The organism is Pseudonocardia alni (genome assembly GCF_002813375.1).
GTDB classification, from domain to species: Bacteria; Actinomycetota; Actinomycetes; order Mycobacteriales; family Pseudonocardiaceae; genus Pseudonocardia; species Pseudonocardia alni.
Map to the genome: position 1 here is coordinate 1,343,373 of NZ_PHUJ01000003.1, position 23,811 is coordinate 1,367,183.

At 76.3% G+C, this 23,811-nt stretch carries 21 protein-coding genes; 7 read left to right on the forward strand and 14 right to left on the reverse strand.

The window, feature by feature from the left end:
* Positions 1–13 precede the first annotated feature (13 nt).
* From ATL51_RS07080 to amiA, 5 genes are all read right to left on the reverse strand, one after another.
* A complete protein-coding gene (locus ATL51_RS07080) occupies positions 14–1,186 on the reverse strand; it encodes a nitroreductase family protein (protein WP_100878079.1) in 1,173 nt (390 codons plus the stop codon).
* Complete coding sequence (locus ATL51_RS07085; protein ID WP_301548925.1) at positions 1,183–2,544, reverse strand: YcaO-like family protein; 1,362 nt, start codon at positions 2,542–2,544, stop codon at positions 1,183–1,185. The genes ATL51_RS07080 and ATL51_RS07085 overlap by 4 nt, the downstream gene beginning before the upstream one ends.
* Positions 2,541–4,196 carry a CocE/NonD family hydrolase gene (locus ATL51_RS07090; protein ID WP_100878080.1) on the reverse strand — a complete coding sequence of 552 codons (1,656 nt, stop codon included), beginning with the start codon at positions 4,194–4,196 and terminating at the stop codon, positions 2,541–2,543. The genes ATL51_RS07085 and ATL51_RS07090 overlap by 4 nt, the downstream gene beginning before the upstream one ends.
* Positions 4,193–5,029, reverse strand: a complete 837-nt coding sequence (locus ATL51_RS07095; RefSeq protein WP_301548926.1) for a hypothetical protein — start codon at positions 5,027–5,029, stop codon at positions 4,193–4,195. Before ATL51_RS07095 ends, ATL51_RS07090 begins: the two co-directional genes overlap by 4 nt.
* Positions 5,030–5,129: 100 nt before the next feature.
* Positions 5,130–5,249 carry a streptamidine family RiPP gene (gene amiA / locus ATL51_RS29335; RefSeq protein WP_020625778.1) on the reverse strand — a complete coding sequence of 40 codons (120 nt, stop codon included), beginning with the start codon at positions 5,247–5,249 and terminating at the stop codon, positions 5,130–5,132.
* A gap of 159 nt (positions 5,250–5,408) precedes the next feature.
* On the opposite strand from amiA, the gene ATL51_RS07100 reads away from it, so the two are divergent.
* Positions 5,409–6,650, forward strand: a complete 1,242-nt coding sequence (locus tag ATL51_RS07100; protein WP_073574202.1) for an MFS transporter — start codon at positions 5,409–5,411, stop codon at positions 6,648–6,650.
* Between the two features lie 185 nt (positions 6,651–6,835).
* Here the strand turns inward: ATL51_RS07100 and ATL51_RS07105 are convergent, their stop codons facing one another.
* The 6 genes from ATL51_RS07105 to ATL51_RS07130 all read right to left on the reverse strand — a co-directional run bounded on the left by ATL51_RS07105 (position 6,836) and on the right by ATL51_RS07130 (position 13,943).
* On the reverse strand, positions 6,836–7,633 hold the full coding sequence (locus ATL51_RS07105) for an ABC transporter ATP-binding protein (protein WP_073574203.1): 798 nt from the start codon (positions 7,631–7,633) through the stop codon (positions 6,836–6,838).
* The gene (locus tag ATL51_RS07110; protein WP_073574419.1) at positions 7,630–8,694 is read right to left on the reverse strand and encodes a FecCD family ABC transporter permease; all 1,065 of its coding nucleotides are present in this window, start codon (positions 8,692–8,694) and stop codon (positions 7,630–7,632) included. The genes ATL51_RS07105 and ATL51_RS07110 overlap by 4 nt, the downstream gene beginning before the upstream one ends.
* Complete coding sequence (locus tag ATL51_RS28945) at positions 8,691–9,722, reverse strand: iron chelate uptake ABC transporter family permease subunit (RefSeq protein ID WP_253069466.1); 1,032 nt, start codon at positions 9,720–9,722, stop codon at positions 8,691–8,693. Before ATL51_RS28945 ends, ATL51_RS07110 begins: the two co-directional genes overlap by 4 nt.
* Positions 9,719–10,789: an ABC transporter substrate-binding protein gene (locus ATL51_RS07120; protein ID WP_100878081.1), complete on the reverse strand. Its 1,071-nt coding sequence runs from the start codon at positions 10,787–10,789 to the stop codon at positions 9,719–9,721. Before ATL51_RS07120 ends, ATL51_RS28945 begins: the two co-directional genes overlap by 4 nt.
* Entirely contained in the window at positions 10,786–11,574 is a 789-nt protein-coding gene (locus ATL51_RS07125) for a sugar phosphate isomerase/epimerase family protein (RefSeq protein ID WP_073574204.1), read from the reverse strand. Before ATL51_RS07125 ends, ATL51_RS07120 begins: the two co-directional genes overlap by 4 nt.
* Positions 11,575–11,642: 68 nt before the next feature.
* On the reverse strand, positions 11,643–13,943 hold the full coding sequence (locus ATL51_RS07130) for a transketolase-like TK C-terminal-containing protein (RefSeq protein WP_100878082.1): 2,301 nt from the start codon (positions 13,941–13,943) through the stop codon (positions 11,643–11,645).
* A 173-nt stretch (positions 13,944–14,116) separates the two neighbouring features.
* Here ATL51_RS07130 and ATL51_RS07135 point away from each other — a divergent pair, with 173 nt between their 5' ends.
* The 5 genes from ATL51_RS07135 (at position 14,117) to ATL51_RS07155 (ending at position 20,813) form a co-directional block, all read left to right on the forward strand.
* Complete coding sequence (locus ATL51_RS07135; RefSeq protein WP_100878083.1) at positions 14,117–14,656, forward strand: Lrp/AsnC family transcriptional regulator; 540 nt, start codon at positions 14,117–14,119, stop codon at positions 14,654–14,656.
* On the forward strand, positions 14,653–15,474 hold the full coding sequence (locus tag ATL51_RS07140; protein ID WP_100878084.1) for a DNA/RNA non-specific endonuclease: 822 nt from the start codon (positions 14,653–14,655) through the stop codon (positions 15,472–15,474). Before ATL51_RS07135 ends, ATL51_RS07140 begins: the two co-directional genes overlap by 4 nt.
* A 26-nt stretch (positions 15,475–15,500) precedes the next feature.
* Entirely contained in the window at positions 15,501–16,850 is a 1,350-nt protein-coding gene (locus ATL51_RS07145; protein ID WP_100878085.1) for a serine hydrolase domain-containing protein, read from the forward strand.
* Between the two features lie 134 nt (positions 16,851–16,984).
* Positions 16,985–18,784, forward strand: a complete 1,800-nt coding sequence (locus ATL51_RS07150) for a BCCT family transporter (RefSeq protein ID WP_100878086.1) — start codon at positions 16,985–16,987, stop codon at positions 18,782–18,784.
* A gap of 286 nt (positions 18,785–19,070) precedes the next feature.
* Positions 19,071–20,813, forward strand: coding sequence for a hypothetical protein (locus tag ATL51_RS07155; protein ID WP_073574209.1), 1,743 nt, complete (start codon positions 19,071–19,073; stop codon positions 20,811–20,813).
* 6 nt (positions 20,814–20,819) lie between these two features.
* Here ATL51_RS07155 and ATL51_RS07160 read toward each other — a convergent pair whose 3' ends face one another.
* The 3 genes from ATL51_RS07160 to ATL51_RS07170 form a co-directional block, all read right to left on the reverse strand.
* A complete protein-coding gene (locus tag ATL51_RS07160) occupies positions 20,820–21,785 on the reverse strand; it encodes an NADPH:quinone oxidoreductase family protein (RefSeq protein WP_100878087.1) in 966 nt (321 codons plus the stop codon).
* Positions 21,786–21,871: 86 nt separating this feature from the next.
* Positions 21,872–22,180 carry a hypothetical protein gene (locus ATL51_RS07165; protein ID WP_073574211.1) on the reverse strand — a complete coding sequence of 103 codons (309 nt, stop codon included), beginning with the start codon at positions 22,178–22,180 and terminating at the stop codon, positions 21,872–21,874.
* Between the two features lie 186 nt (positions 22,181–22,366).
* Positions 22,367–22,792, reverse strand: coding sequence for a hypothetical protein (locus ATL51_RS07170; protein WP_100878088.1), 426 nt, complete (start codon positions 22,790–22,792; stop codon positions 22,367–22,369).
* Positions 22,793–23,077: 285 nt separating this feature from the next.
* Between ATL51_RS07170 and ATL51_RS07175 the strand changes: the two genes are divergently transcribed.
* Entirely contained in the window at positions 23,078–23,644 is a 567-nt protein-coding gene (locus ATL51_RS07175) for a hypothetical protein (protein ID WP_100878089.1), read from the forward strand.
* The last annotated feature ends 167 nt before the right edge of the window (positions 23,645–23,811 follow it).

Below are 23,811 nucleotides of genomic sequence, written 5' to 3' on the forward strand. Positions count from 1 at the left end.
CTCCCCCGGCGGGTCAGCCGCCGAGCGCGAGGGCGTGCTGCACCCGGCCCCGGCCGCCGGGTCCGTGCAGCACCGCCTCGACCCAGCAGCCGACCGGCCGGGCCCTGAGCCCGGCCGCGGTGGCCGTCAGCCAGGCGTCGTGGACGGCGAGGCCGGACCGCACGTGCTGGGCGACGGTGTCCGGGCCCGGGTCGACGTCCCCGGTGACGACGAGCAGCCCGCCGACGCCGGTGAGGTCGGGCAGGCCGCAGGCCCGCCGGGTCAGCGCGGCCAGGAGCGGGTGGCCCGCGTCGAGCAGGGCCGCGTGCTGTCCCGCGCCGAGCCGGGTCCGGGCGATCCGGTCGAGCCCGGGGTCCGCGACCGGGGGACGCAGGCTCGCGAACGGCGCCGAGCGGCGTGCGCGGAGCACGGCCGCCGGGTGCGGATCCGCGCTCGCACCGAGCGCGACGGCGCCGTCGGGACCGGGTCCGGTCGTGAGCACGACGCGGGAGCGGTCGCCGTCGGGGACGAGGTGGGCCGTCCGGGGTCGTCTCAGCGTCGCCGCGGCGGCGAGGACGGCGGCGGCCGCGTGGCCGAGGTCGAGCAGCAGCACCGGCAGCGAGCGGGGGCCGTAGCGCCAGGCGGTCCGCTCCGGGGCGAGGTGGAGGACGACGTCCGGGTGGTCGTCGTGGTCGTCGTGGTCCGGGTCGGACAGGGCCGGGACGGCGGCGCCGGGCCGGGCGTGGCTGCCGGGTCCGGTTGCGCCGGGCCGGGCGGGTTCCCGGGCGGGCCCGCCGTCGAGGGCGTGGGCGAGCGGGTCGTAGACGCGACCGGCGTCGCGGCCGTCCGTGGTCGGGTCGTGGACGCGGGCGTCGACCGGGTAGCGGCCGCCCGCCGACGGCACCCGGCGCAGCCGCACCCCGCCGACCACCCGGTCCGGGTCGGCGGCCAGCGACAGCGCCAGCAGTGCACCGGTCCCGGTGCCGTCGCGGGTCAGGGGCACCGGCCGGGCCGCCGTGGTCGCCTCGGCGGGGCGGGCGGTGTGGTCGGTGGGGCCCGGGTCGGCGCCGGACCAGGCGAGCCGGAACGCCGCGGCGGTCCGGGCCTCCTCGGCGCCGCCGGACCGGTCCCGCTGCGGGTCCGGTCCGGGCCCCGGTGCGGCGTGGCCCGGGCACGGTGCGGCCCCGCCCGGGGGCGGGACCGTCACAGGAACGGCGGCGGGCAGTGCACGAGCCCGTCGGGACCGGCGGCCGGGTCGAGGCCGAGCCCGTGGGCGCGGGCGGTGTCGCGCCAGCGGGGCAGCCCCCAGTACCGGAACGCGGCGGGCGCGTTGGGGACGAGACCGGTGGCGCAGGTGCGGACCACCCGCCAGGGGGTCTCGGCGACGTCGGGAGTGGTGAGGTCCACGCGGGCGATGCGGTGCCCGTCGGCGAGCAGCGCGGCGGTCAGCGACGCGAGGTCCCCGGCCGGCCCGGTGCGCAGCGGGCCGCGGGTCGCGGGCGCGGTGAACCGGGGCAGATGCTCCTCCTGCACGCGCGGGTCGAGCCACACCTGCACCTGGGCGCCGAGGTCGCGCACGGCGGCGTAGCGCCCGCCGGCGTCGTCGCGGTAGCGGCGGTCGGCGCGGTGGTCGAGGTAGAGGCCGCGGGCGAGGACACCGGCGTCGATCGAGGCGTACACCCAGCCGTCGGGGTCGAGCAGTCCGCGGGTGAAGACCCAGGTGTGGACGGCCTCCAGCACCGCCTTGGTGGCGGCCTCGGCGGCGTCGAAACGGGCGGCGCCGCCCCCGGCGACGATCCCGGTCTCCGGGTCGACGACGACGGCACCGACCACGGCCGCCGGGTACTCGGTGGGCAGCTCGACGAGGTGGACGTCGAACGCGGCCCCGGCCAGCGCGGCGTCGAGCCCGGGGACCGAGGCCCGGTCGATGCCGTGGGAGGGCAGCCCGAGGTGCCACCAGCGTTCCAGCGCGTCGCGTTCGACGAGCTCGAGCAGGCCGCGCCGGTGGGCGTCGACGGCGCCGTCGCCGGTGGCGATGCCGGCGTAGTTGAGGTGGTGGAAGCGGGGTTCGGCGCGACGGGCCCCGCTGTGGTGGTTGAGCAGCGCCCAGGAGGCGGGCAGCCAGGTCGGCTCCTCGTCGGCCTCGACGCCGGCGATCCAGCGGATCGGCAGGTCCTCGGTGAAGCGCTGGTAGGGACGGCCGTCCTGCCAGTGCGCGAGCAGCGGCAGCTCCTCGGGCCCCCAGCACCGGTGTCCCGCGGCGCGCAGCTCCGCGGCCGTGGTGAGCGGCAGGTCGCGCGGGACGCGGTTGCCGCAGTAGCGCTCGACCGCCTCGCCGAGTGCGGCGGTGCGGGCGCCGTCGCGGTCGCCGAAGGTGGTGCCGAGGCTGACCCGGTCCGCGGGCCAGGCGCCGAGCCGGCGCGCGTCGGACACCTCGGCGGTGACGGCGGTGTAGGCGGCGGGCAGCCCCGGCACGGGGGCGACGTCGACCAGCCGGCGGACGATCCCGCCCAGCGGGTCGACCAGCACCTCCACCGGCAGTACGGGAACGGTCGGTGCCGTCACAGGGTGACCTCCTCGGGGATGGCGGCCGCGGCGACCTCGTCGCGGCCGGGTCGGACGTGCGGCAGGTCCAGGCGCAGCGCGTGCACGGTGCGGCGGTCGGCGCGCAGCTCGGTCGCGTGCGCCGGGTCCCGACCGGTGTGCGGGTTGCGGGCGTGTGCGGGCCAGTGGTGCCCGGCGATCTCGACGCGCAGCCGGTCGCCCTCGCCCACGGCGGCGCCGACCGGCGGGGTGGTGACGACGACCTGCCGCGACGCCGGGCCGCGGTGCCGGTGCACGGCGGTGACGAGGTCGTGGCCGCGCAGTCCGACCCGGACGACCCAGTCGGCGTCCGGGGCGTCGGTGTCGCCGGTGACGGTGACGACCAGGGGCCCGGCGAGCACCCCCGCCGGCAGGGGCGGGGTGTGGGCGACGACCCGGTCGGCGGGGCGGCCCGCGGCGGCCGACTCGGTGGTCGCCGCGGTGGTCGCGCTGGTGGTTGCGGCGGTCGTCCCGGTGCTGGTGGCAGTGGTCGCCGCGGTGGTCGCCGCGGTGGTCGCCGCAGGGGTCGCCGCAGGGGTCGCCGCAGGGGTCGCCGCAGGGGTCGCCGCAGGGGGCGTAGCGGCGGGAGCGGCGCCGTCGGTCGGCGCGAGAGCCGGCGTGGGTGCGCCGGGCGCGCGGGACCGGACGGGCCGCTCGGGGTCGGCGACGAAGCCGGCGGGGAACCCGTCCGGCGGCGCCGCGGCGACCGTGACTGCCGGCCCGTCCCCGGCCCGCACCCAGCGCCCCGTCTCCCCCACCGCCACGAGTGCCCCGCGCCCCCGCGGCCGGCCCTGCACCGCGGCGCGGGCCCAGGCGGCGTAGACCGCGCCGATCCGCCGTCCGGCCAGGACCGCGCCGGGTGCGGGGGCGTCGAGCTCGTGCCCCCACGGCCCCAGGACGAGTCTTGACGGCCCGCCCCAGCGCCGGGCGAGCTCCCGGGTCCGGGCGGCGAACGGGTCCGCGGTGCCCCCGACCGCGAGCAGCGGCATCGCGGCCCGCGCGATCCCCGACCACAGCCACGGGGTCTCCTCGGGTGCGTCCCACAGGTCGGCCCACCCGTCCGGGGCGGGTGTCAGTGCGCCGGAGACCGGCAGGGTCGCGGCCGCCGACGGGGCGGCGGGACGCGCGCCCGCACCGTGCTCGGACCACCAGCCGATCCGGCAGGCCAGCCGGGCGGCACCGCCGGGTTCGCGGGCGGTCTCGCCGGGCCCGAGCGCCGGGACCGCGGCGAGCACCCCGCACACGCCGGGATCGGCGAGGGCACCGGCGACCGCGCAGTGCGCCCCGTAGCTGGCGCCCGCCAGCACGACCCGGCCGTCGCAGCCGGGGGTCGCCCGCAGCGCGGCGAGCGCGGCGGCGCCGTCGTCGGTCTCGTGGGCGTAGGGCCGGAACTCCCCCGTCGAGCCGCCGCGCCCCCGGACGTCGACGACGAGGCAGCCGAACCCGTGCGCGGCCCAGCCGCGGGCCTCGGGCAGCAGCCGCCCGCGGCCGTAGGGGGTGCGGATGAGCACCGCGGGCCAGGTCGCGGCGGCGGGGCGGACGAGGGTGGCGGCGAGCCGGACCCCGTCGGGCGCGGTCAGGTCGAGGTCGTCGGTGCCCTGGGCTGCCGGGCCGGGCCGGGCGGGGTCGGTCACGGCGCGCTGTCGGGGACCGGCAGCAGTGGGTGGTCGGCGATCGCGGCGGTGTCGAGATCGACCACCCGCAGACGGCGCCGGGCCGGCAGGGCGGCCGGGACGAGGTCACCGACCGCCGGGACGTCGTGGCCGCCGGCCCAGGCGCGCACGTCGGCGGCGAGCAGCGCGGCCAGCAGGGCGTGGTCACCGGGCCCGGTCGGGGCGGCCGGGGCGGCCGCCCAGTAGGCGAGCAGGTGCGGGTGCCCGGATCCGGCCGCGGCGAGGCGGCGGGCGCGGACGTCGGCGTGCCCGGCGTCGCCGGGATGTGCGGCGGGAGGTTCCAGGATCCCGTGCCGGCCCTCGACGGCGAGCCGGAACACGGCCGTCCCGCGGTCGGGCAGCCGGTCCAGGGTGGTCCAGGATGCGGGTGCCGGCCCGTCGGCGACGACGCAGACCGCGGTCGGCGTCGCGGACGCATCCGCACCACCCGTGGCGTCGACGCCGGTCGCCGGGCGCGTGGGGTCCGGGCGGGCCGGGACGGCCGCGAGCTCTCCGACCGTCCCGCGCAGCACCCGCACGGTGGGCCCGGCGAGCGCGGTGGCGACGGCGTCGGCCAGCGGGCCGTCACCGGCGACGGTCACGGTGGCCGTCCGGGCCGGGCGGGTGTCGTCGAGGTACCCGGCCGCGGCGAACGCGCCGCGCTCCGGGTCGAGTCCCGGCGGAGGTGTGGGGTCGGCGCCGGCGAACCAGCGGGTCAGTGCCTCGACCGTGCCGCGGGGCAGGTCGACCCCGCGCAACCGGCCGGAGGCCTCCCGCAGCGCCGAGCCCCGGCCGGGGACCTCGAACACGCTCACGCCCGGTCGCAGTCGTTCCACTCGCACTCCCTGGTCCGTCGGTCGGTCACGGCAGACCGCGGGCCCGGCACCGTCACCGGTGCCGGGCCCGCGGCGGGTGTCACTCCTGCTCGGCGGCCTGCTCGGTCGCGAACGGGTTCTCGACGAGGGCGTTGGAGTGGCTCGCGGAGTTGTGCGGAAGGGCGCGCTCGGCCTCGAGCTCGGTGAAGATGTCCTTCATCGTTTTCTCCTCCAGTGGGTGACATCGTCCGGTTCCGGACCACCCCATCGTGACCACAAACGACATCGGTTTTCAACAGTGGTGTGTCTCGTGGCACCACTATTGGTGATGACTGTCGTTTCACACTATGGTTCGCGCATCCGCCGACGGAAGGACCCCGTGAGCGAGACGGCCCCGACCGCCCCCGAGCACGAACGCACCGACCTGCGCCGCTACCTCGCCGCCCGGGTCGTCTCGGTCGCCGGCTCCCTGGTCGCCGCGGTCGCCCTGCCCGTGCTCGTCTACCGGCTGACCGGCTCGCCCGCGTGGACGGCGGCGATCGCGACCGCGGAGGCACTCCCCTACCTGCTGTTCGGGCTGGTCGCGGGAGCGCTGGCCGACCGGGTCGACCGCAGGCGGCTCATGGTCGGCGTCGACCTGGCGTGCGGCGCGGTGCTGGCGGGGATCCCGCTCGCCTGGTGGGCCGGGGTACTCACACCGTGGCAGGTGCTCGGCACGGCGGTCGCGGTGCAGACCGGTTTCGTCTTCTTCGACGCCGCGAACTTCGGCGCCCTGCCCACGCTGGTCGGGCCCGACCGGATCACCGCGGCGTTCTCCACCCTCTACGGCGCGACGACCGTCGTCGAACTGGTCGTGCCGCCGCTCGCCGGGCTGGCCGTCGCGACCCTGGCCCCGGCCGGGCTGCTGTCGGTCACCGCGCTCACCGCGGTCGCGTCGGCGCTGCTGATCCGGTCGGTCGCCGGGAGCCTGTCCCCCGGGCCCGGCACCCGCGCGCCGACCCGGATCCTCGCCGACGTGCGCGAAGGCCTGGCACTGCTCGTGGGCCACCCGGTGGTCCGGACGCTGACGCTGGTCGGTACCACCCAGGCCGTCGCGGGCGGCGCCTGGCTCGCGATGACCGTGCCGTGGGCGGACCGGGTGCTCGGCATCCGCGCCGACGGCGACGCCCGGCTCGGCCTCCTGTTCGCCTGCTGGGGTGTGGGCGGGCTCGCCGCGGCCCGGCTGGTCCCGCGGCTGTCGGAGCGCTGGGGTGGGGCGCGGCTCGCGCTGGCCGGGCTGCCGGTGTCGCTGGCCTGCGCGGTCGCGGTGGTGTCGGCGACGCACTGGGTCCCCGCACTCCTCGCCGCGACCGCGTTCGGGGCGGCGTACTCGACGGTCGTGCTCAACGCCGTCACCTACCGGCTGCAGGTCACCCCCGAGCACGCCCGCGCCCGCGTCTCGACGACCGCGCGGATGCTGTCCTGGGGCCTCGGCACCCCGGCCGGTGCCGCGCTGGCCGGCGTCGTCGCGACGACACCGGCGGGCCCGCGCGGCGGCCTGGCGGCCGGGGCCGCGGTGCTGGCCGCCGGGGTCGCGCTGGCGTGGCTCACCCCGCCGCTGCGCCGGGCCGCCCGCGGCTGACCGGGCCGACCCGTCCGGCACACCCCGGCCCGGTCCACGGCAGCACCGGTCCCGGCGTGCGCCCGGCCGGCGAGACGCACGTTTCCGCCCTCGCGGGGGCGGAAACGTGCACGTCGCCGTACCGGCGACCCGACGGGGGTGGCGGACCGGTCGTCGGCGCCACGCCCGGCGGGGTGGGTGCGCGGTCAGGCGCTGACGGGCCGGGCCGGGGTGGAGTCCAGGTAGCTGCAGGTCAGCCGCCCCTCGTGGGTCGAGACGACCCCGCGCACCCCGAACACCTCGGCCAGCAGCCGGTCGTCGACGACGTCGCCGGGTGCCCCGTCGGCGTGCACCCGCCCGTCGCGCAGCGCCACGATCCGGTCCGCGCACCGCGCGGCCTGGGCGAGGTCGTGCAGCACCGCGACGACGGTCAGGCCGCGCAGCTCCTGCAGCTCCCGGACCAGGTCGAGCACCTCCAGCTGGTGGCGGACGTCGAGGTAGGTGGTGGGCTCGTCGAGCAGCAGCACCGGGGCGTCCTGGGCCAGGGCGAGCGCGATCCGCACCCGCTGGCGTTCCCCGCCCGACAGCAGCTCGACCGGGGTGTCGGCCCAGGCCTGGGTGCCGGTGGCCGCCAGCGCGTCGGACACCGCCGCGTCGGCGCCGCCGCCGAGCATGCCCAGCGGCCCGCGGACGGCGTAGCGGCCCTGGGCGACGAGCGCCCGCACGGTCACCCCGCCCAGCGGCGGCAGGGCCTGCGGCAGCACCGCGACCCGCTTCGCGACCTCCCGGCGCGGGGTCCCGGCCAGCGGCCGGTCGGCCAGGTGCACCGCGCCCGCGTCGGGCCGGTGCAGCCCGGCGAGCACCCGCAGCAGCGTGGTCTTCCCGCAGCCGTTGCGCCCCACCAGCGACAGCCACTGCCCGCGGGCGACCGCCAGGTCGACGCCGTCGAGCACGGTGCGCCCGTCGAAGCGCACCGTCACCCCCTCGGCCCTGAGCACCGTCACAGCGCACCTCCCACCGTCGTACGGGACCGTCGGCGGACGATCCCGATGAGCACCACCGCGCCGGCGACCGCCGTCACCGCTCCCGCGGGCACCCCGATCGGCCGGTCCCCGGCCGGGGCGAACGCCGTCAGCAACTGGGCGACGACGTCGGCCGTGACGACCGTGCCCGCCCCGGCCGTCGCCGCCGCGGGCACGAGCAGCCGCGGGTCGGCCGCGCCCCGCACCCCGAGCAGCGCACGGGCCAGGTGCGGGGCGAGCAGCCCGACGAACGCGAGCGCCCCGACCGCCGCGACCGCCCCGCCGGTGGCGAGCACGGCCAGCAGCACCGCGGCCGAGCGCCACCCGGACACGGCGAGGCCGACGCCGCGGGCGTGGTCGTCGTCGACGCCGAGGACGGCGAGCACCGGGCCGAGCAGCACCGCGAGGACCACCGCGGTCAGCGCGACCGGCCAGAGCGCGTCCCAGTGCTCCCAGCCACGCCCGTTGAGCGAGCCGACCAGCCACCGGACCATCGACCCGGCCAGCTGCGGGCGGGCGGTGAGCAGCAGCAACGTCGTCCCGCCGAGCACCGCCGACACCAGCACCCCGACGACGGCCAGCCGCAGCGGGTCCGCGGTGCCCGGCCCCGCGGCCCGGCCGGCGAGCAGCCACAGCACCCCGCCCCCGAGCGTCCCGCCGAGCAGGGCCACGGCCAGCACGCCGAGCGGGGTGCCGACCGGTCCGCCGAGCACGGTCCCCAGCACCGCGCCGAGCACCGCGCCGGAGCCGACGCCGGTCACCTCAGGGGAGGCGAGCGGGTTGCGCAGCACCGCCTGCAGCACCGTTCCGGCGACGCCGAGGCAGGCACCGGCCGCGAGCCCGACCAGGACCCGCGGTGCCCGCAGCTCCCGGACGAGGTCGGTCGACAGCGGGTCCGCGACCCCGGCGAGGGCCGCGAGCGCGGTGCCGGGCCCGACGGCGGTGCCGACCAGGAGCCCGGCCAGGGCCGCGACCGCCACGCACAGTCCGAGCAGCCCGAACCGGGCCGCGAGCGTCGCGTCCCGGCCCACCGAGCGGTTCACCGCTCCACCGCCGCGGCGGGACCGTCGGTGCGGACGGGAACGGCCGTGCGGGCGGCCCGCGGGCGTCGCCACACCAGCAGCAGCCCGCCCGCGACGATCGCGACCCCCGCGGTGAAGCCGCCGACCGGCAGCTCCACCGGGTACAGCACGGTGCGGGCCAGCAGGTCCGCCACGACGACCACGGCCGCACCCGCCCCGGCGCAGGCCGCGGCGCGGGGAAGCGGCCGGGCCGCGGGGAGCAGCACCCGCACCAGCTGTGGGGCGAGGAACCCGACCCAGGCGACCGGCCCCGCCGGGCCGACGACGGCCGCGACGAGCAGGCAGGCCACGCCCAGCACCGCCGCCCGGGCCGCACCGGTGCGCAGGCCCAGCGCGGAGGCGGCGTCGTCGCCGAGACGCAGCGGCCCCAGCAGCGGCAGCACCGCGACCCCCGCGACGAACGCGACCGCCAGCGCGGGCAGCACCGGCGTCACCGTCGCCCATGTCGTGCCGGTCAGCGAACCCAGCAGGTAGCGCACCAGTACGCCCTGCTCGGAGGAGCCGGTCATGGCGACCGCCGCGAGCAGCAGCGCCTGCAGCGCCGCCCCCACCCCGGCTCCGATCAGCAGGACCGCGGCCGGGCCGACGGCGCCGCGGACGGCGAGCAGGGTGAGCGCGCCCCCGGTCACCGCGCCGACCACGGCGGGCAGCAGCGGCGCGAACGGGACCGCGGCCCCGGTGACGATCGTGACCGCCACCGCGGCCGCGGCACCGGAGGACACCCCGAGCAGCTCGGGGACGGCGAGCGGGTTGCGCAGACCGTCCTGCAGCAGCAACCCGGCCAGCCCGAGCGCGGCGCCGGTGAGCACACCGAGCAGCAGCCGCGGCACCCGCAGCTCGGTGACGACGACGTGCTCGATCCCGCCCGCCGCGACCAGCACGGCGGGCAGCCGGTGCGGGGCGACGGCCGGGGTGCCGGTCCCGAGGACCAGCGCGGCGAGCAGCACCGCCCCGGCCGCGACGGCGAGCAGCAGCAGGGCCCGTCTCACCGGCCGGGGACCGCCGCGAGCGACTGGGTGACGATCGCGCCCAGGCTGCGGGTGCCGCGCCCGCTGCCCCACAGCCGCGGGTCCATCTCGTGCACGTTCCCCTGCTGCACCGCGGGGACCTGGGCCCACACCGGGTTCGCGGCGAGCTGGTCGGTCAGGGTGCGGTCGGCGGAGGAGAACAGCAGTGAGAACGCGAACACCACGTCCGGGGCCTGCGCGAGGATCTCCTCGACGCTGTAGGTGCTCGCGGTCTCGACGTCGGCGCCGCGCGGGACGAACGGGTAGTCGTAGAGCGTCGCGAGCAGGTTCCCGTTGACCGTGTCGGTGGTGTCGACGCCGATCGTGTCGGCGCTGCCGTACATCAGCAGGACCTTCCGGCCGGCCTTGCCGGTGGCGCGCGCCTGCTCGACGCCGTCGGCCAGCGTCGTGCGGAAGCGCAGTTCGCCCGCGGTGGCCTCGGCGGTGCGTCCGGTGAGCGACCCCAGGTCCCGCAGGTAGCCGACCGACTCCTCCCAGGTCGTCGGCTGCACCAGCCACAGCGGGGCGAAGCGCTCGATCGCCGCACGCAGCGGCTCGTGCACTCCGCCGAGCCCGATCACCAGGTCGGGACGCAGCGCGGCGATGGACTCGACGTCCTCGCTACCGAAGCTGCCGGCGACGGTCGGGACCTGCGCGGCGCGGTCGCCGAGCAGGACGGGGTTCTTCAGCAGGGCCGGGGTGGAGGTGCCGACCGGGGTGAGCCCCAGCTCGACGACCATGTCGTCGCACAGGCCGGTCAGGCAGACGATGCGCGTCGGCGGGGCCGGCACGGTGACGGTGGCGCCGCGCGGGTCGGTGACCGTGAGTGCCGGCTCCAGCGGTGCGACGTCCCGGCTGACGGCGGGCCGCTCGGCGGCCGCCTCCGGCGCGGGCGCGGCCGACCCACCGCACCCGGCGAGCAGCAGGGCGACCACCGCGACCGGCAGCAGGGCGGCGATCCGGGAGGCACGGGACCGGGCGGCAGCGACGGTGCGAGCGGCTGGGGCGGAGCCGGCGGCGGCATCGGCGGGCAGGCGACGGGCGCTCATCGCGCACCGGCCAGGTCGCGCCCGGCCCGCAGGTCGCGCAGCGCGGCGGCGTCACGGCGCAGCGAGGCGGCGGTGTCGCCCGGCACGAACTCCAGCAGCACCTCGGTGTCGGTGCCGTCGTCGCGGGACTGCGCGGTGAGCTCGGCGAGCACCGGGGCCCACAGGTCGGCGCGGTCGCCGAGCGGCAGCCGCTCGGTGTATCCGTCGGCGCCCCAGGAGAACGCGTGCACGGTGGCCGGGCGCAGCGCGCGGACCTCGGCCAGGCAGACGTCGGTGTCGGGCAGCTCGCGCGGCTGCCAGTGGGCGACCAGGGCGGGGTGGCCGACCTCGGCGCGCAGCCTCAGCGCGGTGTCGAGGCCGTCGGTGAGGGACTCGACGTGGTGCTCGACGAGCAGCCCCATCCCCCGCTCGGCGACGGCGTCGGCGCAGCGCCGCAGCGCGTCCACGGTGGCGGCGCGCCCGGCGGGCGACACGTCGGCCGAAGCCGCCGTCCCGGCCCAGACCCGTACCCGCGGGGCGCCGAGCTCGGCCGCCGTCGCGACGACGGCGTCGAACTCGCCGGGGTCGGACGCACCGGCCTTGTGGTAGCTGCCGTAGGTGCCGATCCGCAGCCCTGCGCCCGCGCAGGCACCGCGGGCCGCCGACGCCGCCGCGCGGTCACCGGGACGGACGTGCCGGTCTCCGGCCCACTCGAGGACCTCGGACCCGGCGTCGACCGCCAGGCGCACGACGTCCGGAACGGACCTCTCACGGAAGGTGACTGACGCCAACCCCAGAAGCAGCATGGTCGGTAACCGTAGTCATTGTCGTTTGCGCGATCCAGCGACGTACGTCACTCGATGTCCGGTTCCGTCTACAGCAGGTCGAGTCCGGCCGCCACGACCGTGTCCGCGTCGAGCCCGTGGTGGGCGTAGACCGAGGCGAGGTCGCCGGACTGACCGAAGCGATGAACGCCCAGGTGCGTCGCGGGGACCCGGTTGACCCCGGCGAGGAACGCGAGGGTGTGCGGGTGCCCGTCGAGCAGGGTGACCAGCGGCGCGGCCCGGCGCGCGGGAAACGCCGACTCCAGGATCCACGGCTCGGCCTGCGGACGGGCGGGGCGTCCGGCACGGGCCTGCAGGGCGTCGAACAGCAGCCCCGGGCTGGTCACCACGACGACGTCGACGTCGTGGCCGAGCTCGGCGAGCCGGTCCGCCGCGGCGAGTGCCTCGGTCGTCGGCGCACCGGCGACCGCGATGGTCAGCGCGGGCGTGCCCGCGGCACGGCGGAGCGGGTAGGCCCCGGCGACCACCTGACGCCGGCGCCGCTCGCGGGCGGCCGGGTCGGCCGGGACCGCCGCGAGGGTCTGGTCCACCGGCCGGGTCGACAGGCGCAGGTAGGCGCTGGTGCCGTCCGGGCGGCCGATCCGGGCGAGCGAGGCGAGCAGCGTCCACTCGGTGTCGATGGCGAACGCCGGCTCGTAGGTGACGCAGCCGGGCTGCTCCAGCCCGACCGACGGCGTCGTCACCGACTGGTGGGCACCGCCCTCGGGGGCCAGCGACACCCCGGAGGGCGTGCCGACCAGGATCGACTGGCCACCCGCGTAGATCCCGAACGACCACGGCTCCAGCGCGCGCTCGACGAACGGGTCGTAGAGCACCCCGATCGGCAGCACCGGACGGCCCCAGCGCGACCAGGTCGCCCCCAGCTCCCCCAGCGCCCCGACGAGGTTCCCCTCGGCGATGCCCAGCTCCAGGTGCTGGCCGGTGGGCCGCTCGCGCCAGTGCAGGATCGTCTCGGGATCGTCGTCGAACCAGTCCTTGCGCTCCGCGGTCGACCAGACGCCGACCTTGTTCACCCAGCCGCCCAGGTTCGTCGACGACGACACGTCCGGACAGAGCGTGACCACCCGGCCTGCCGCCTCGGGGGCCTCGCGGGTGAGGTCGAGCAGCGCACGGCCGAGCGCGGCCTGGGTGGTGGCCCGCCCGGTCGGGGTGCGTCCGATGTCGGTCGGCAGCGGCGGGACCGGCTGGTCCTCGACCGGGTCGCGGTGCAGCCGCTGCGCCGCGCCGGCCACCACCTCGCCCGCCGGGGACTCCGGGTCGAAGCGCCGCCAGGGGTCGTCGGGGTCGGCGCCGACGGCGTCGGCCAGCTCGCGGACCTGGTCGGCGCTCAGGATCGAGCCGTGGTTCTGCGGGTGGCCCGCGGTCGCGAGGCCGTGGCCCTTGACCGTGTAGGCGAGGATCACCGTGGGCCGGGTGTCGTCGATCGCGGAGAACGCGTCGCGCAGCGCGGCGGTGTCGTGCCCGCCGAGGTTGCGCACCGCGGCGAGCAGGGTGTCGTCGTCGAGGCCGGCGACGAGCTTCGCCAGGTCGGCGTGCCCGTCGGGGAGCCGGGTGCGGACCTCGTCGGCGTCGCAGCGCAGCAGCCGCTGGTACTCCGCGTTCTGCATGGTGTCGATCCGGGCGCGCAGCGCGTCGCCGCCGGGGCGGTCGAACAGCTCGTGCAGCAGCCTGCCGTACTTGACGGTGAGGACCTGCCAGCCGGCTGCGGAGAACATGCCCTCGATCCGCGGCGCGCCGATCGCGGGGACGACCCGGTCCAGGGACTGCCGGTTCAGGTCGACGATCCACACGACCTCGCCCAGCTCACCGACCATCGGGTCGAGGATGGCCTCCCAGACGGCGCCCTCGTCGAGCTCGGCGTCGCCGACCAGGGAGTACTGCCTGCCCTGTCCGGCGCCCCCGAAGTGGGTGTCGACGTAGCGGCGGGCCAGCGCACCCCAGATCGGGGCGGTCGCGCCGATGCCCACCGAGCCGGTCGAGTAGTCGACCGGGTCGGGGTCCTTGGACCGCGACGGGTAGGACTGCAGCCCGCCGAAGGCCCGCAACGTGCTCAGGTAGCGCTCGTCGAGCTCGCCGAGCAGGTAGTTGATCGCGTGCAGCACCGGCGAGGCGTGCGGCTTGACCGAGACCCGGTCCCCGGCCCGCAGGTGCTCGAACCACAACGAGGTCATGATCGTCGTCATCGACGCCGACGACGCCTGGTGCCCGCCCACCTTCAGCCCGCTGGGGTCACCGCGCCGGTTGGCCGCGTCGACGATCGCGGTGGACAGCCAGAGCACCCGCTTCTCGATCTCGACGAGCGTGTCCGTCGTCACCGTCTGCGTGCCCATCGCCCACCACTCCAGCCTCGTCGCCCATGCAGCCTGCCCAGTCAGCCCACCACCACATCGACGAGTGCACAACCACAGCCCGTACGACTGAGCAGAGTGCACGCGCCGGGCCGGGCGGGACGCGCGCCGGGACGGCATAATGCACACCCGCGGACACGAGGAGGGGGCACCAGGTGACGGGAACGACCGGTGACGGGCGGGCCGGGCTCGACGGCCACGACGCCCGGCTGCTGCTGGCCCTGGCGCAGGACCCGCGCGCGACGGTGCTCGCCCTCGCCGAACGGGTCGGCCTGTCCCGCAACACCGTGCAGGCCCGGCTGGCCAAGCTGGACCGGCTCGGCGCACTGGACACCTTCGAGCGCCGGGTCGACCCGGCGGCGCTCGGCTACCCGCTGACCGCGTTCGTGACGGTGCGGGTGGTGCAGCGCGAGCTCGCCGCTGTCGCCGACGCACTGGACCGGGTACCGGAGGTGCTGGAGGTGCACGGCGTCTCCGGACCGGAGGACCTCCTGGTGCACCTGGTCGCCCGCGACGCCGACGACCTCTACCGGATCGCCGGGCACCTCCTCGCGATCGGCGGGGTGGAGCGCACGTCGACGTCGCTGGTCATGCGCTCGCTGGTCGGGTTCCGCACCGCCCCGCTGCTGCACCGCCTGACCGACGGCGCAGGCGCACCCGCCGTTCACCCGGCGCCGCTACCGTCACGCCGATGAGCGCCCCCGCCGCCCCCGGTTTCGACCCGGACTTCCTCGGCGTCGCGACGCCGATGCCGACGCTGCCCGGGACCGACACCCTGCTGCTCCCCTACACCCACTTCGCGACGCTGCACCGGCCCGACCGGCGCCTGGCCGCGGCCACCGCCGTCGCGATCGACGGGGCGACCCTGCGGCAGCTCGAACGTTCCGACGACTGGCGCCTCGACGACCGGCTGCCCGCCGGGCAGCAGGCCGGCGCCGAGCTCTACGCCGACAACGACCTCGACCGCGGCCACCTGGTCCGCCGCCAGGACCCGGTGTGGGGCGGGGCCGCCGAGGCTGCGACGGCGGAGTCCGACACCTTCCACTACACCAACGCCGCCCCGCAGGCCGCCGCGTTCAACCAGGACAAGCAGACCTGGGGCGGGCTGGAGGACTACCTGCTCGACAACGCGGGCGACCACGACCGGCGGCTCGTGGTGTTCACCGGCCCGGTGCTGGCCGACGACGACCCGGAGTACCGCGGCGTGCGCATCCCGCGGCTGTTCTGGAAGATCGGCGCCTTCGTCGTCGGCGGGGCGCTGGGCACCACCGCGTACCTGCTGGACCAGACCCCTCAGCTCGGCGACCTCGCCGAGCCGGCGCCAGGGGACCCGCCGCCGCTGGGCCCGTACCGCACCTTCCAGGTACCGGTGGCCCGGATCGGCGAGCTGACCGGGCTCGACCTGGGCCCGCTGACCGCGGCGGACCGGATGCCGGTACCCGAGCCGGTGCCCGCCGCACTGTCGGAGCGGGCCGTGCGGCTGCGCTCGTTCGCCGACATCCGCGGACTGTGAGCGCGCCGGGGATCTAGGGTCGCCCCGTGACCGAGCTGCTCCCCAGCACCCAGCGCACCCTGCTCGCCCGCGTCGCCCGCGCCCAGCGCGACGGCCGCGTCCCCTCCCTCGTCGCCGGGGTGGTCCGCGACGGCGCCCTCGTCTGGCACGCCGGGCGTGGAGCGCTGCCGGACGCGGCCGCCGAGGACGACGTCCAGTACCGGATCGGCTCCATCTCCAAGACCGTCTGCGCGGTCACCGTCCTGCGGCTGCGCGACGAGGGACTGCTCGACCTCGACGACCCGCTGGACCGGCACCTCCCCGGCACCCCGCTCGGCGACCGCACCCTGGGTCAGCTGCTGTCCCACCTGGCCGGGGCCGGCTCGGAGAGCCCCGGCCAGTGGTGGGAGCGCACCCCCGGCGGCACGCTGGAGGAGCTGGGCCTCGGCGACGCCGACCGGGTGCTGCCCGCCGCGCGCCGCTTCCACTACTCCAACCTCGGGTTCGGGCTGCTCGGCGAGGTCGTCGCCCGCCTCCGCGGCCGCGCCTGGACCGACGTCGCCCGCGACGAGGTGCTGCTCCCGCTGGGCATGACCCGTACCTCCACCCGCCCGCAGCAGCCCGCCGCGGCGGGACGGGCCGTGCACCCGTGGGCCGACCTCGTGCTGGCCGAGCCCGAGCACGACGCCGGGGTGATGGCCGCCGCCGGGCAGCTGTGGTGCACCGCGGCGGACCTGGCCCGGCTCGGCGCCCTGCTGCTCGGCGACACCGGCGACGTGCTCGCACCCGCGACGGTCGAGGAGATGACGCTGCCCGCGGGCGTCGACCCGACGTCGCCGGTCTGGGCCGGCTACGGCCTGGGCGTGCAGGTCCTGCGGTTCGAGCGGCCCGAGGGCGGCGGCACGACGACGCTGGTCGGGCACGGCGGATCCATGCCCGGCTTCCTCGCCGGGCTCTGGGTGGACCGCGAGGAGGGCGCCGGCGCCCTGGCGATGGGCAACACCACCTCCGGGATGGACAGCGGGCTGGCCGCCGGGCTGCTGAACGACCTGCGCGTCGCCGAGCCCCGCATCGTCGCGCCGTGGGCCCCGCAGCCCTGCCCGGTCGACCCCGAGCTGCTCGGACCGTGGTTCTGGGGTCCCTCCCCCTACGCGCTGCGCTCGGCCGGCGGCGGGCTGCTGCACCTCGGCGGCCTCGGGCGCCCCGGACGCGCGTCGCGGTTCCGGCCCGGCCCGGACGGCACCTGGATCGGCCTGGACGGCTACTTCGCCGGGGAGACCCTGCGGATCGCCCGCGACCACCTGTGGCTGGCCACGTTCGTGTTCACCCGCACCCCCTACGACCCGGCCGCACCGGTCCCCGGCGGCGTCTCCGACGAGGGCTGGACCACCTCCTGACATCACGGTTCGGCTTGCACAGCGACACGGGACGGTCCAGTACCTACACTTTCGGCACACAAACGACTTGTGCACAATTTCTGCACGAACGAGAGCGGAGGGGGGATGCGCCCGACATGCGGGCGTGACCACGTATGACACAGGCCCAATCACCACCGGACGGCCGTCCGGACACGACCGGGGACGACCGGCCCCGCACCGACTGGATCGTGTTCGGCGTCGGCGCCGCGCTCGCGCTGCTGTTCGTGCTGTGGGGGCTGCTCAGCGCCGACACCCTCGGCGCCACCGCCGAGGCGATGCTCGGCGGGCTGATGCGCGGCGGCGGCTGGGGCTTCATCCTCGCCGCGACCGCCTTCGTGGCCTTCGCGCTGTTCCTGGCCTTCAGCCGGTTCGGGCGCATCAAGCTCGGCGCCGACGACGAGGAGCCCGAGTTCCGCACGGTCTCCTGGATCGCGATGATGTTCTCCGCCGGCATGGGCATCGGGCTGATGTTCTTCGGCGTGAACGAGCCGCTGACCTTCTTCCAGTCGCCGCCGCCCGGCGCGGCCGAGCCCGGCACCATCGACGCGCTGCAGACCTCGATGGCGACCTCGCTGTTCCACTGGACGCTGCACCCGTGGGCGATCTACGCCGTCGTCGGCCTCGCCATCGCCTACTCCACCTTCCGCAAGGGCCGCCGTCAGCTCATCAGCCAGGCCTTCGTCCCGCTGATCGGCCGCAAGGCCGCCGAGGGCTCCATCGGCCGGGGCATCGACATCCTCGCGATCTTCGCGACGCTGTTCGGCTCCGCGGCCTCGCTGGGCCTGGGCGCGTTCCAGATCGGCGGCGGCATGCAGACCGTCGGCTGGGTCGACGGCCAGGTGAGCCCCTGGGTACTCGCCGCGATCATCATCGTGCTGACCGCCGCGTTCATCCTCTCCGCCGTCTCCGGCGTCGAGAAGGGCATCCAGTGGCTGTCCAACACCAACATGGTGCTGGCGGCGGTGCTGGCGTTCTTCGTGTTCGTCGTCGGCCCGACGGTGATCATCCTCGACCTGATCCCGACGTCGATCGGCGCGTACTTCTCCCAGTTCTTCGAGATGGTCGGGCGCACCGAGGCCGTCGGCGGCGCCCCGATGCTCGAGTGGCTGTCCGGCTGGACCGTCTTCTACTGGGCGTGGTGGATCTCGTGGACGCCGTTCGTCGGCATGTTCCTGGCGCGGATCTCGCGCGGGCGCACCATCCGTGAGTTCGTCGGCGGCGTCATCCTCGCGCCGAGCCTGGTCTCGCTGGTCTGGTTCTGCATCTTCGGCGGCACCGCCATCACCCAGGCCCAGCAGGGCACGCAGTTCTCCGAGGACTCCAACGTCCAGCTCTTCCAGATGCTCGGCGCCTACCCGTGGGCGACCTTCACCGGCCTGCTGGTCATGCTCCTGGTCGCGATCTTCTTCGTGTCCGGCGCGGACGCCGCGTCGATCGTCATGGGCACGCTGTCCCAGCGCGGCACCATCGAGCCCAGCAAGTGGGTCGTGGTCTTCTGGGGCTCGGTCATGGGTGCGGTCGCCGTGCTGATGCTCGTCACCGGCGGGGAGAACGCCCTGGACGGCATCCAGAACCTGACCATCCTGGTCGCGGCGCCGTTCGTCGTGATCATGGTGCTGCTGTGCTTCGCACTGTTCAAGGACCTGCGTCGCGACAAGGTCGTGCTGCGGGACGAGAAGGGCGCGCAGGTGCTGGAGCAGGCGGTCGACTGGGCCACCGACAACCACGGCGAGAACTTCTACGTCAAGGTCGGTGCGTTCGACACGACCGACGGGAACGCACCCGCCGACGGCAACGACAGCTCCGGCAACGGTCCCGTCGCGGCCGGGGCCGACGAGCCGGAGGGGCGGACCGGCGACGAGTCGACGCGGGCGACCGCCGAACGGCGCGACAGCCCGGTCGGCGGCGACTGACCACCTCTCGTCGCACACGACGGCGGCCGGACACCCTCCCCGGGGTGTCCGGCCGCCGTCGTCCGTGGCAGGGTCGAGGGCTCACGGTCGCGAGGACGGCCGGACGATCGGACGACCCGTGAGCGACCGCCCACCGACGGTGAGCGGTCGGGAGTGACCCGGGCCGACCGCGCTCGTTGGACCTCCTGCGACCACCCGGTGCACGGCCCCCGCGCGCACCGACGATCATCGGAAAGTGCTGCGCCGCAGCCGGAGCGGATGGGAGGGACCTGACACAGTGGGCCGGATGCGTCTCGTCTTCACCCCGGGGGACGACCAGGGGTACGCCGAGGCCCGCAGCCGCCTGCTGGAGCAGTTCTCCCTCTGGGCCCGCCGCCGTCGCGTCGAGGTGGACACCGCGCTCGTCGCCGCCGTGCTGGACTACAAGTACGCGCGCGACCGCAGGCTGGGCCGCTGGACGCGCTCGCACATCGCCGACGCGCTGGGCATGTGGTTCCCGCGCAAGGTGACCGTGCTCGAGCCCGACGACGTCGCCCCCGCCTTCCACGCACTCATCGACTTCGTCGACGAGCACGACTGGTTCGACCCGCAGTCGCACCCGGCGGACGCGCTGCACCGTCAGGTCCTCGACTCCACCCCCGCCCTGCACGACGGTCTCGCCGACGAGCGCAACTACGACCTCGGCAAGTTCTGGGGCGTGCAGCTGCACCGCCACGGCGTCGACCCCGCGGACCCGGCCGCCGTACAGCGGTTCCTCGACCGCGCCGGCGCCGGGCAGACCGACGTCGACCGGCACGCGCTCGCCGAGATCATGCGGCGCGAGGCGCAGCGTCCCACCCGCACCGAGTGGAACCCCGAGCTGCCGCCGGTACCGATGCCCGGCGCCGCGGCGCTCGTCGACGCCGCGGAGCGCTCCGAGGCCCTCGAGCTGCTCCGCAAGCTGACCCTGTGGGTGCGGGCGGGGCGCCGGCTCACCTCCGACGGTCGCCTCGACCGCACCGACGCGCTCGACCTCGCCGCGCACCTGCAGCTCGACCACATCTACCGCGAGACCGCCCGTACCAGCGACGACCTGCCCGAGGTGTCGCTGCTGCTGCGTTGGGCCCGCTCGGCGCGCCTGGTCCGCGTGGTGCGCGGGCGGCTGCTGCCGGTCAAGAGCGCGGGCCCGCTGCTGAACCGGCCGATCGAGCTGTGGCGCCGGGTGTTCGAGTCGGTCGGACGTCTCGGCGACAGCCTGGGCGGGACCGACGTGTTCGGCGCACCGTCGCTGTTCGGGATGTCGATGTCGCAGGCGTTCCCGATGCTGTGGGTCGGCCTCTACGCCACCGGCGGCGGGCAGGTCCCGCTCGAGCACTTCCACCGCCAGGTCCGCGACGCCGTCAACGACGAGGCCGGCTGCGTGGTCGACGACCTCGCAGGCGACGTCGAACAGCGGCTGTGGCGCCGCGACGTCACGGCCCTGCTGGATGCCTGCGAGCTGCTCGGGGCGATCGAGCTGACCGAGACCCTCGATGCCGACGAGCTGGACGAGCTGTCCCGGGTCGCGCACCGCGACGACCCGGACCCCACGGTCGTCGCGCTGACCCCGATGGGGCTGTGGGCGGTGCACGAGTACTTGACCGAGCAGGGCATGCACCTGCCCGCGCCGGGGGAGCTGGCCGACGAGGACGTCGAGTACGTGTGCGTGCGGATGAGCGGGGTGCGGGCCGACGTCGCCGAGGCCGAGCTCGCCGCGTGGGCGCTCGCCCGCCACCCCGGGGACGCCGTGCGGGAGCTGGACCGCTTCCTGCGCCGCTGCGAGGTCCCGGCGCACCGGGCCCTCGCGCTGCACGCGCTGACCGCGACCGGCCCGGCCGGGCGGGCGGTCGCCGCCCGCCACCGGTTGCACGTCGCCGAGCCCGTGGTGGTGCCGGCGCCGCACCGCCACGTCGGCCCCACCCCGGCGCCGCGGACCGCGGCGGCGGCCACCGAGACCACGGCGCCGCTGCCGCGCACCGCGGTCCGGCACAACCTCGAGCCGGCAGGCTGACCCGGCTCAGGTCAGGAGCACGACCTTGCCCGTGACGGTGCGGTCGTCGATGCGCGACAGGGCGGTCGCGGCGTCGTCGAGACCGAAGCGCTCGCTGATCAGCGGGTCGAGCGCGCCGGAACGCAGGTGCGGGAGCAGGGCGTCCCACTCCGAGCGGATGAAGTCCGGGCGTCCCAGCGCGTAGGCACCCCAGCCGACCCCGCGGACGTCGACGTTGTTCAGCAGCAGCCGGTTCACCTTCACCGTCGGGATGTCCCCCGCGGTGAATCCGACGACCATGAGACGGCCGAGCGGGCCGAGGCAGCGCACCGAGTCGGTGAAGCGGTCCCCGCCGACCGGGTCGACGACCATGTCGACTCCCGCACCGCCGGTCAGGCCGTTGACCGCGTCCTTGAACCCGTCGACGCCGACGGTGTGGGCAGCACCCGCGCGCCGGGCGACCTCGGCCTTGGCCTCGGTGGAGGTGACGCCGATGACGGTGGCCCCCATCGCGGCGGCCAGCTGGATCACCGCGGTCCCGATGCCCCCGGCCGCGCCCTGGACGAGCACCGTCTCCCCCGCCCGCAGGCCACCGCGGGTGTCGAGGGTGAAGTGCGCGGTCAGGTAGTTCATCGGCAGGCAGGCGCCCGCCGCGAACTCCACCTCGTCGGGCAGCGGGAAGACGTGCTGCTCCGGAGCGGAGACGGTCTCGGCGAACACCCCGGACATGGTGAACGCGACGACCCGGTCCCCGGCGGCGAACCGGCTGTCCGGGCCCGCCTCGCGCACCGTGCCGGCGCACTCGGAGCCGAGGGTGAACGGCGGCTCCGGCTTGTACTGGTACATCCCCTTGGTCAGCAGGACGTCCGGGAAGTTCACCCCGGCCGCGGCGACGTCGATCAGAACCTCGCCGTCACCGCGGACCGGCGGCTCGACCTCCGCGACACGGACCGCGGACGGCCCGTCCAGCTCGCTGACCTGCACTGCACGCACGTGTGCTCTCCCTCGTGGTCCGACGGCGGTGTCCGCCGGTCATCGAACCACGGGCGCGGGTGATCCACACGGGCCGCGGGGCGGGGCTACACGGGCTGGGCGTCGCCGTAGCGCGGGGTGCGCGGCTCGGTGAGCGCGTCGCACAGCTCGGAGAGCCGGTTGTCGATGCGGTCCTGCACCCGCTCGAGGGCGTCGAGCTCCAACATGAGGTCCAGGGCGTCACCGGTGGTGCCTCCGGAGAGGACGCGCTCCAGCTCGGCGCGGCGCTCGGCGGCGCGCCGACGGCAGGCGTCCGCGGTGGCCTTGTGGGCGCGCAGCCGGGCACGGGCGGGGTCGGCGAGATCGCGGCCGCCGTTGACGGTGGCGACGCGCTCCTCCAGCAGGTGCGGGTTCACGGGGCCCTCCGATGCGTGGTGGTGGGAACGTCGGCTCGACCGTGACGTGACCGCCGACACACCCCACGCTAGACGATCAGCGTGTGCCGCGCATCACATCGGTGTGACATCCGTGGGGAACCGGCCCCGGACGCGCGACGACCCCCGGTGCCGCGGGCACCGGGGGTCGTCGGATGTCGGGTCGGGTCAGTCGCCGCGGCGCGGCTGCGGGATGAGCTCCGCCGGGCCGCGACGGCGCTGGGCGACGGCGTCGGTGGTCAGGTGGTAGTGCCCGCGGCGGGACCGCCGGCACAGGTAGGCCCGCTGCGGGCGCCCGCCGAGGGCCTCCAGCTCACGGGCGGCGCTCTCGGCCGCGTCCCGGTCCGGGTAGATGACCTTGCCGTCGCTGCCGGTAGCGGAGGCGCCGAACCGCTCGCGGTCCTCGATCTCGCGCCGCCCGGGGAGGCAGACCTCCGGCCGGCCGGACCGCATCAGCCGCGCGTAGCGGGCCAGCACGCGGCCCCGCTCGCCGTCGACCACACCTCGTCCGGACGGCAGGTTCTCCACCGAGCGCCGTGCCGCGGGGATCATCCCCGGGTGCACCGCCGGAACCCTGTCGAACTGCCCGTCCATGTCGCCTCCACGTCGCCGTCACTTGTGGATCGCTCGACTCATCCTGCCTCGTTACCGCCTGCGGCGGGCTCGCTCGATCGTGTCATCTGTCACGCAGACACCGGCATATCCGCTCACACACTGTGACATCGCCTGCTGATCGGCGTGTCGGCGACGCCGTTCACCGCCGCGTCGGTCGTGTCATCACACCTGTGGGTACGGCCGTGTGCACCAGCCTGTGCGCCCGTCCGGACCGTCCTATCCTGATCTCCCGGGAACGCGCGTGCCCCGGGTCGGGGGACGAAGATGGCGATCCAGCCCGAGACGGGTGTCGGGAACGGGGCGTCCGGCGGCCCGCGGTGGGACGAGGTGTTCACCCCGTCCGACCTGGCCGAGGGCGTGTTCGACGTGCGCTGGGACCTGCGGCCGCGACTACGCCGGTGGCTGGCCGACCAGGGGCTGGCCACCGCGTCGGGGCGCGAGACGCACCGTCCCGCGATCGACGCCTGGGCCATGCTCGACGGCGGTGTGATCGCCGTGTCCGCGGTGAGCCTGCCCGGCACGCCGCCCGGTGCGGTGCCGCTGCCCGGGCAGGAGACCGCCGCCGGCACCACTCCTCCGCGGAACTCCGCGCTGCTGTCCCCGGGTATGCGACTGATCGGGCACCGCACGCTGCGCCTGGTCGTCGCCCGCCTCGGACTGCCCGGTGGCGACGAGCCGCTGCCCGGGGAGCACCGCGACGTGCCCGGCCTGGTCGAGGACCTGTTCGACGCCCGTCGCCGCGACGCCGGGAGCGCCGAGCAGGCCGAGCTGCTCGCCACCTGTACCGACCGGACGTCGCTGCGCTGGGTGGTCACCGCGCTGCGGCCGTAGGCGCGCGCAGGATCGCGCCGGTACACCTCGTCCGGTTCGACCGGCGCCGACCGTGACGACCTGATCATCACGTGTGATGACCCCGGCGGTCCGTCGACAACGGCTTACCACGATCGACGCATCGTCCGACGGCGACGCACCCGGCGCGCCGTGGCAGGCTCGGCCCT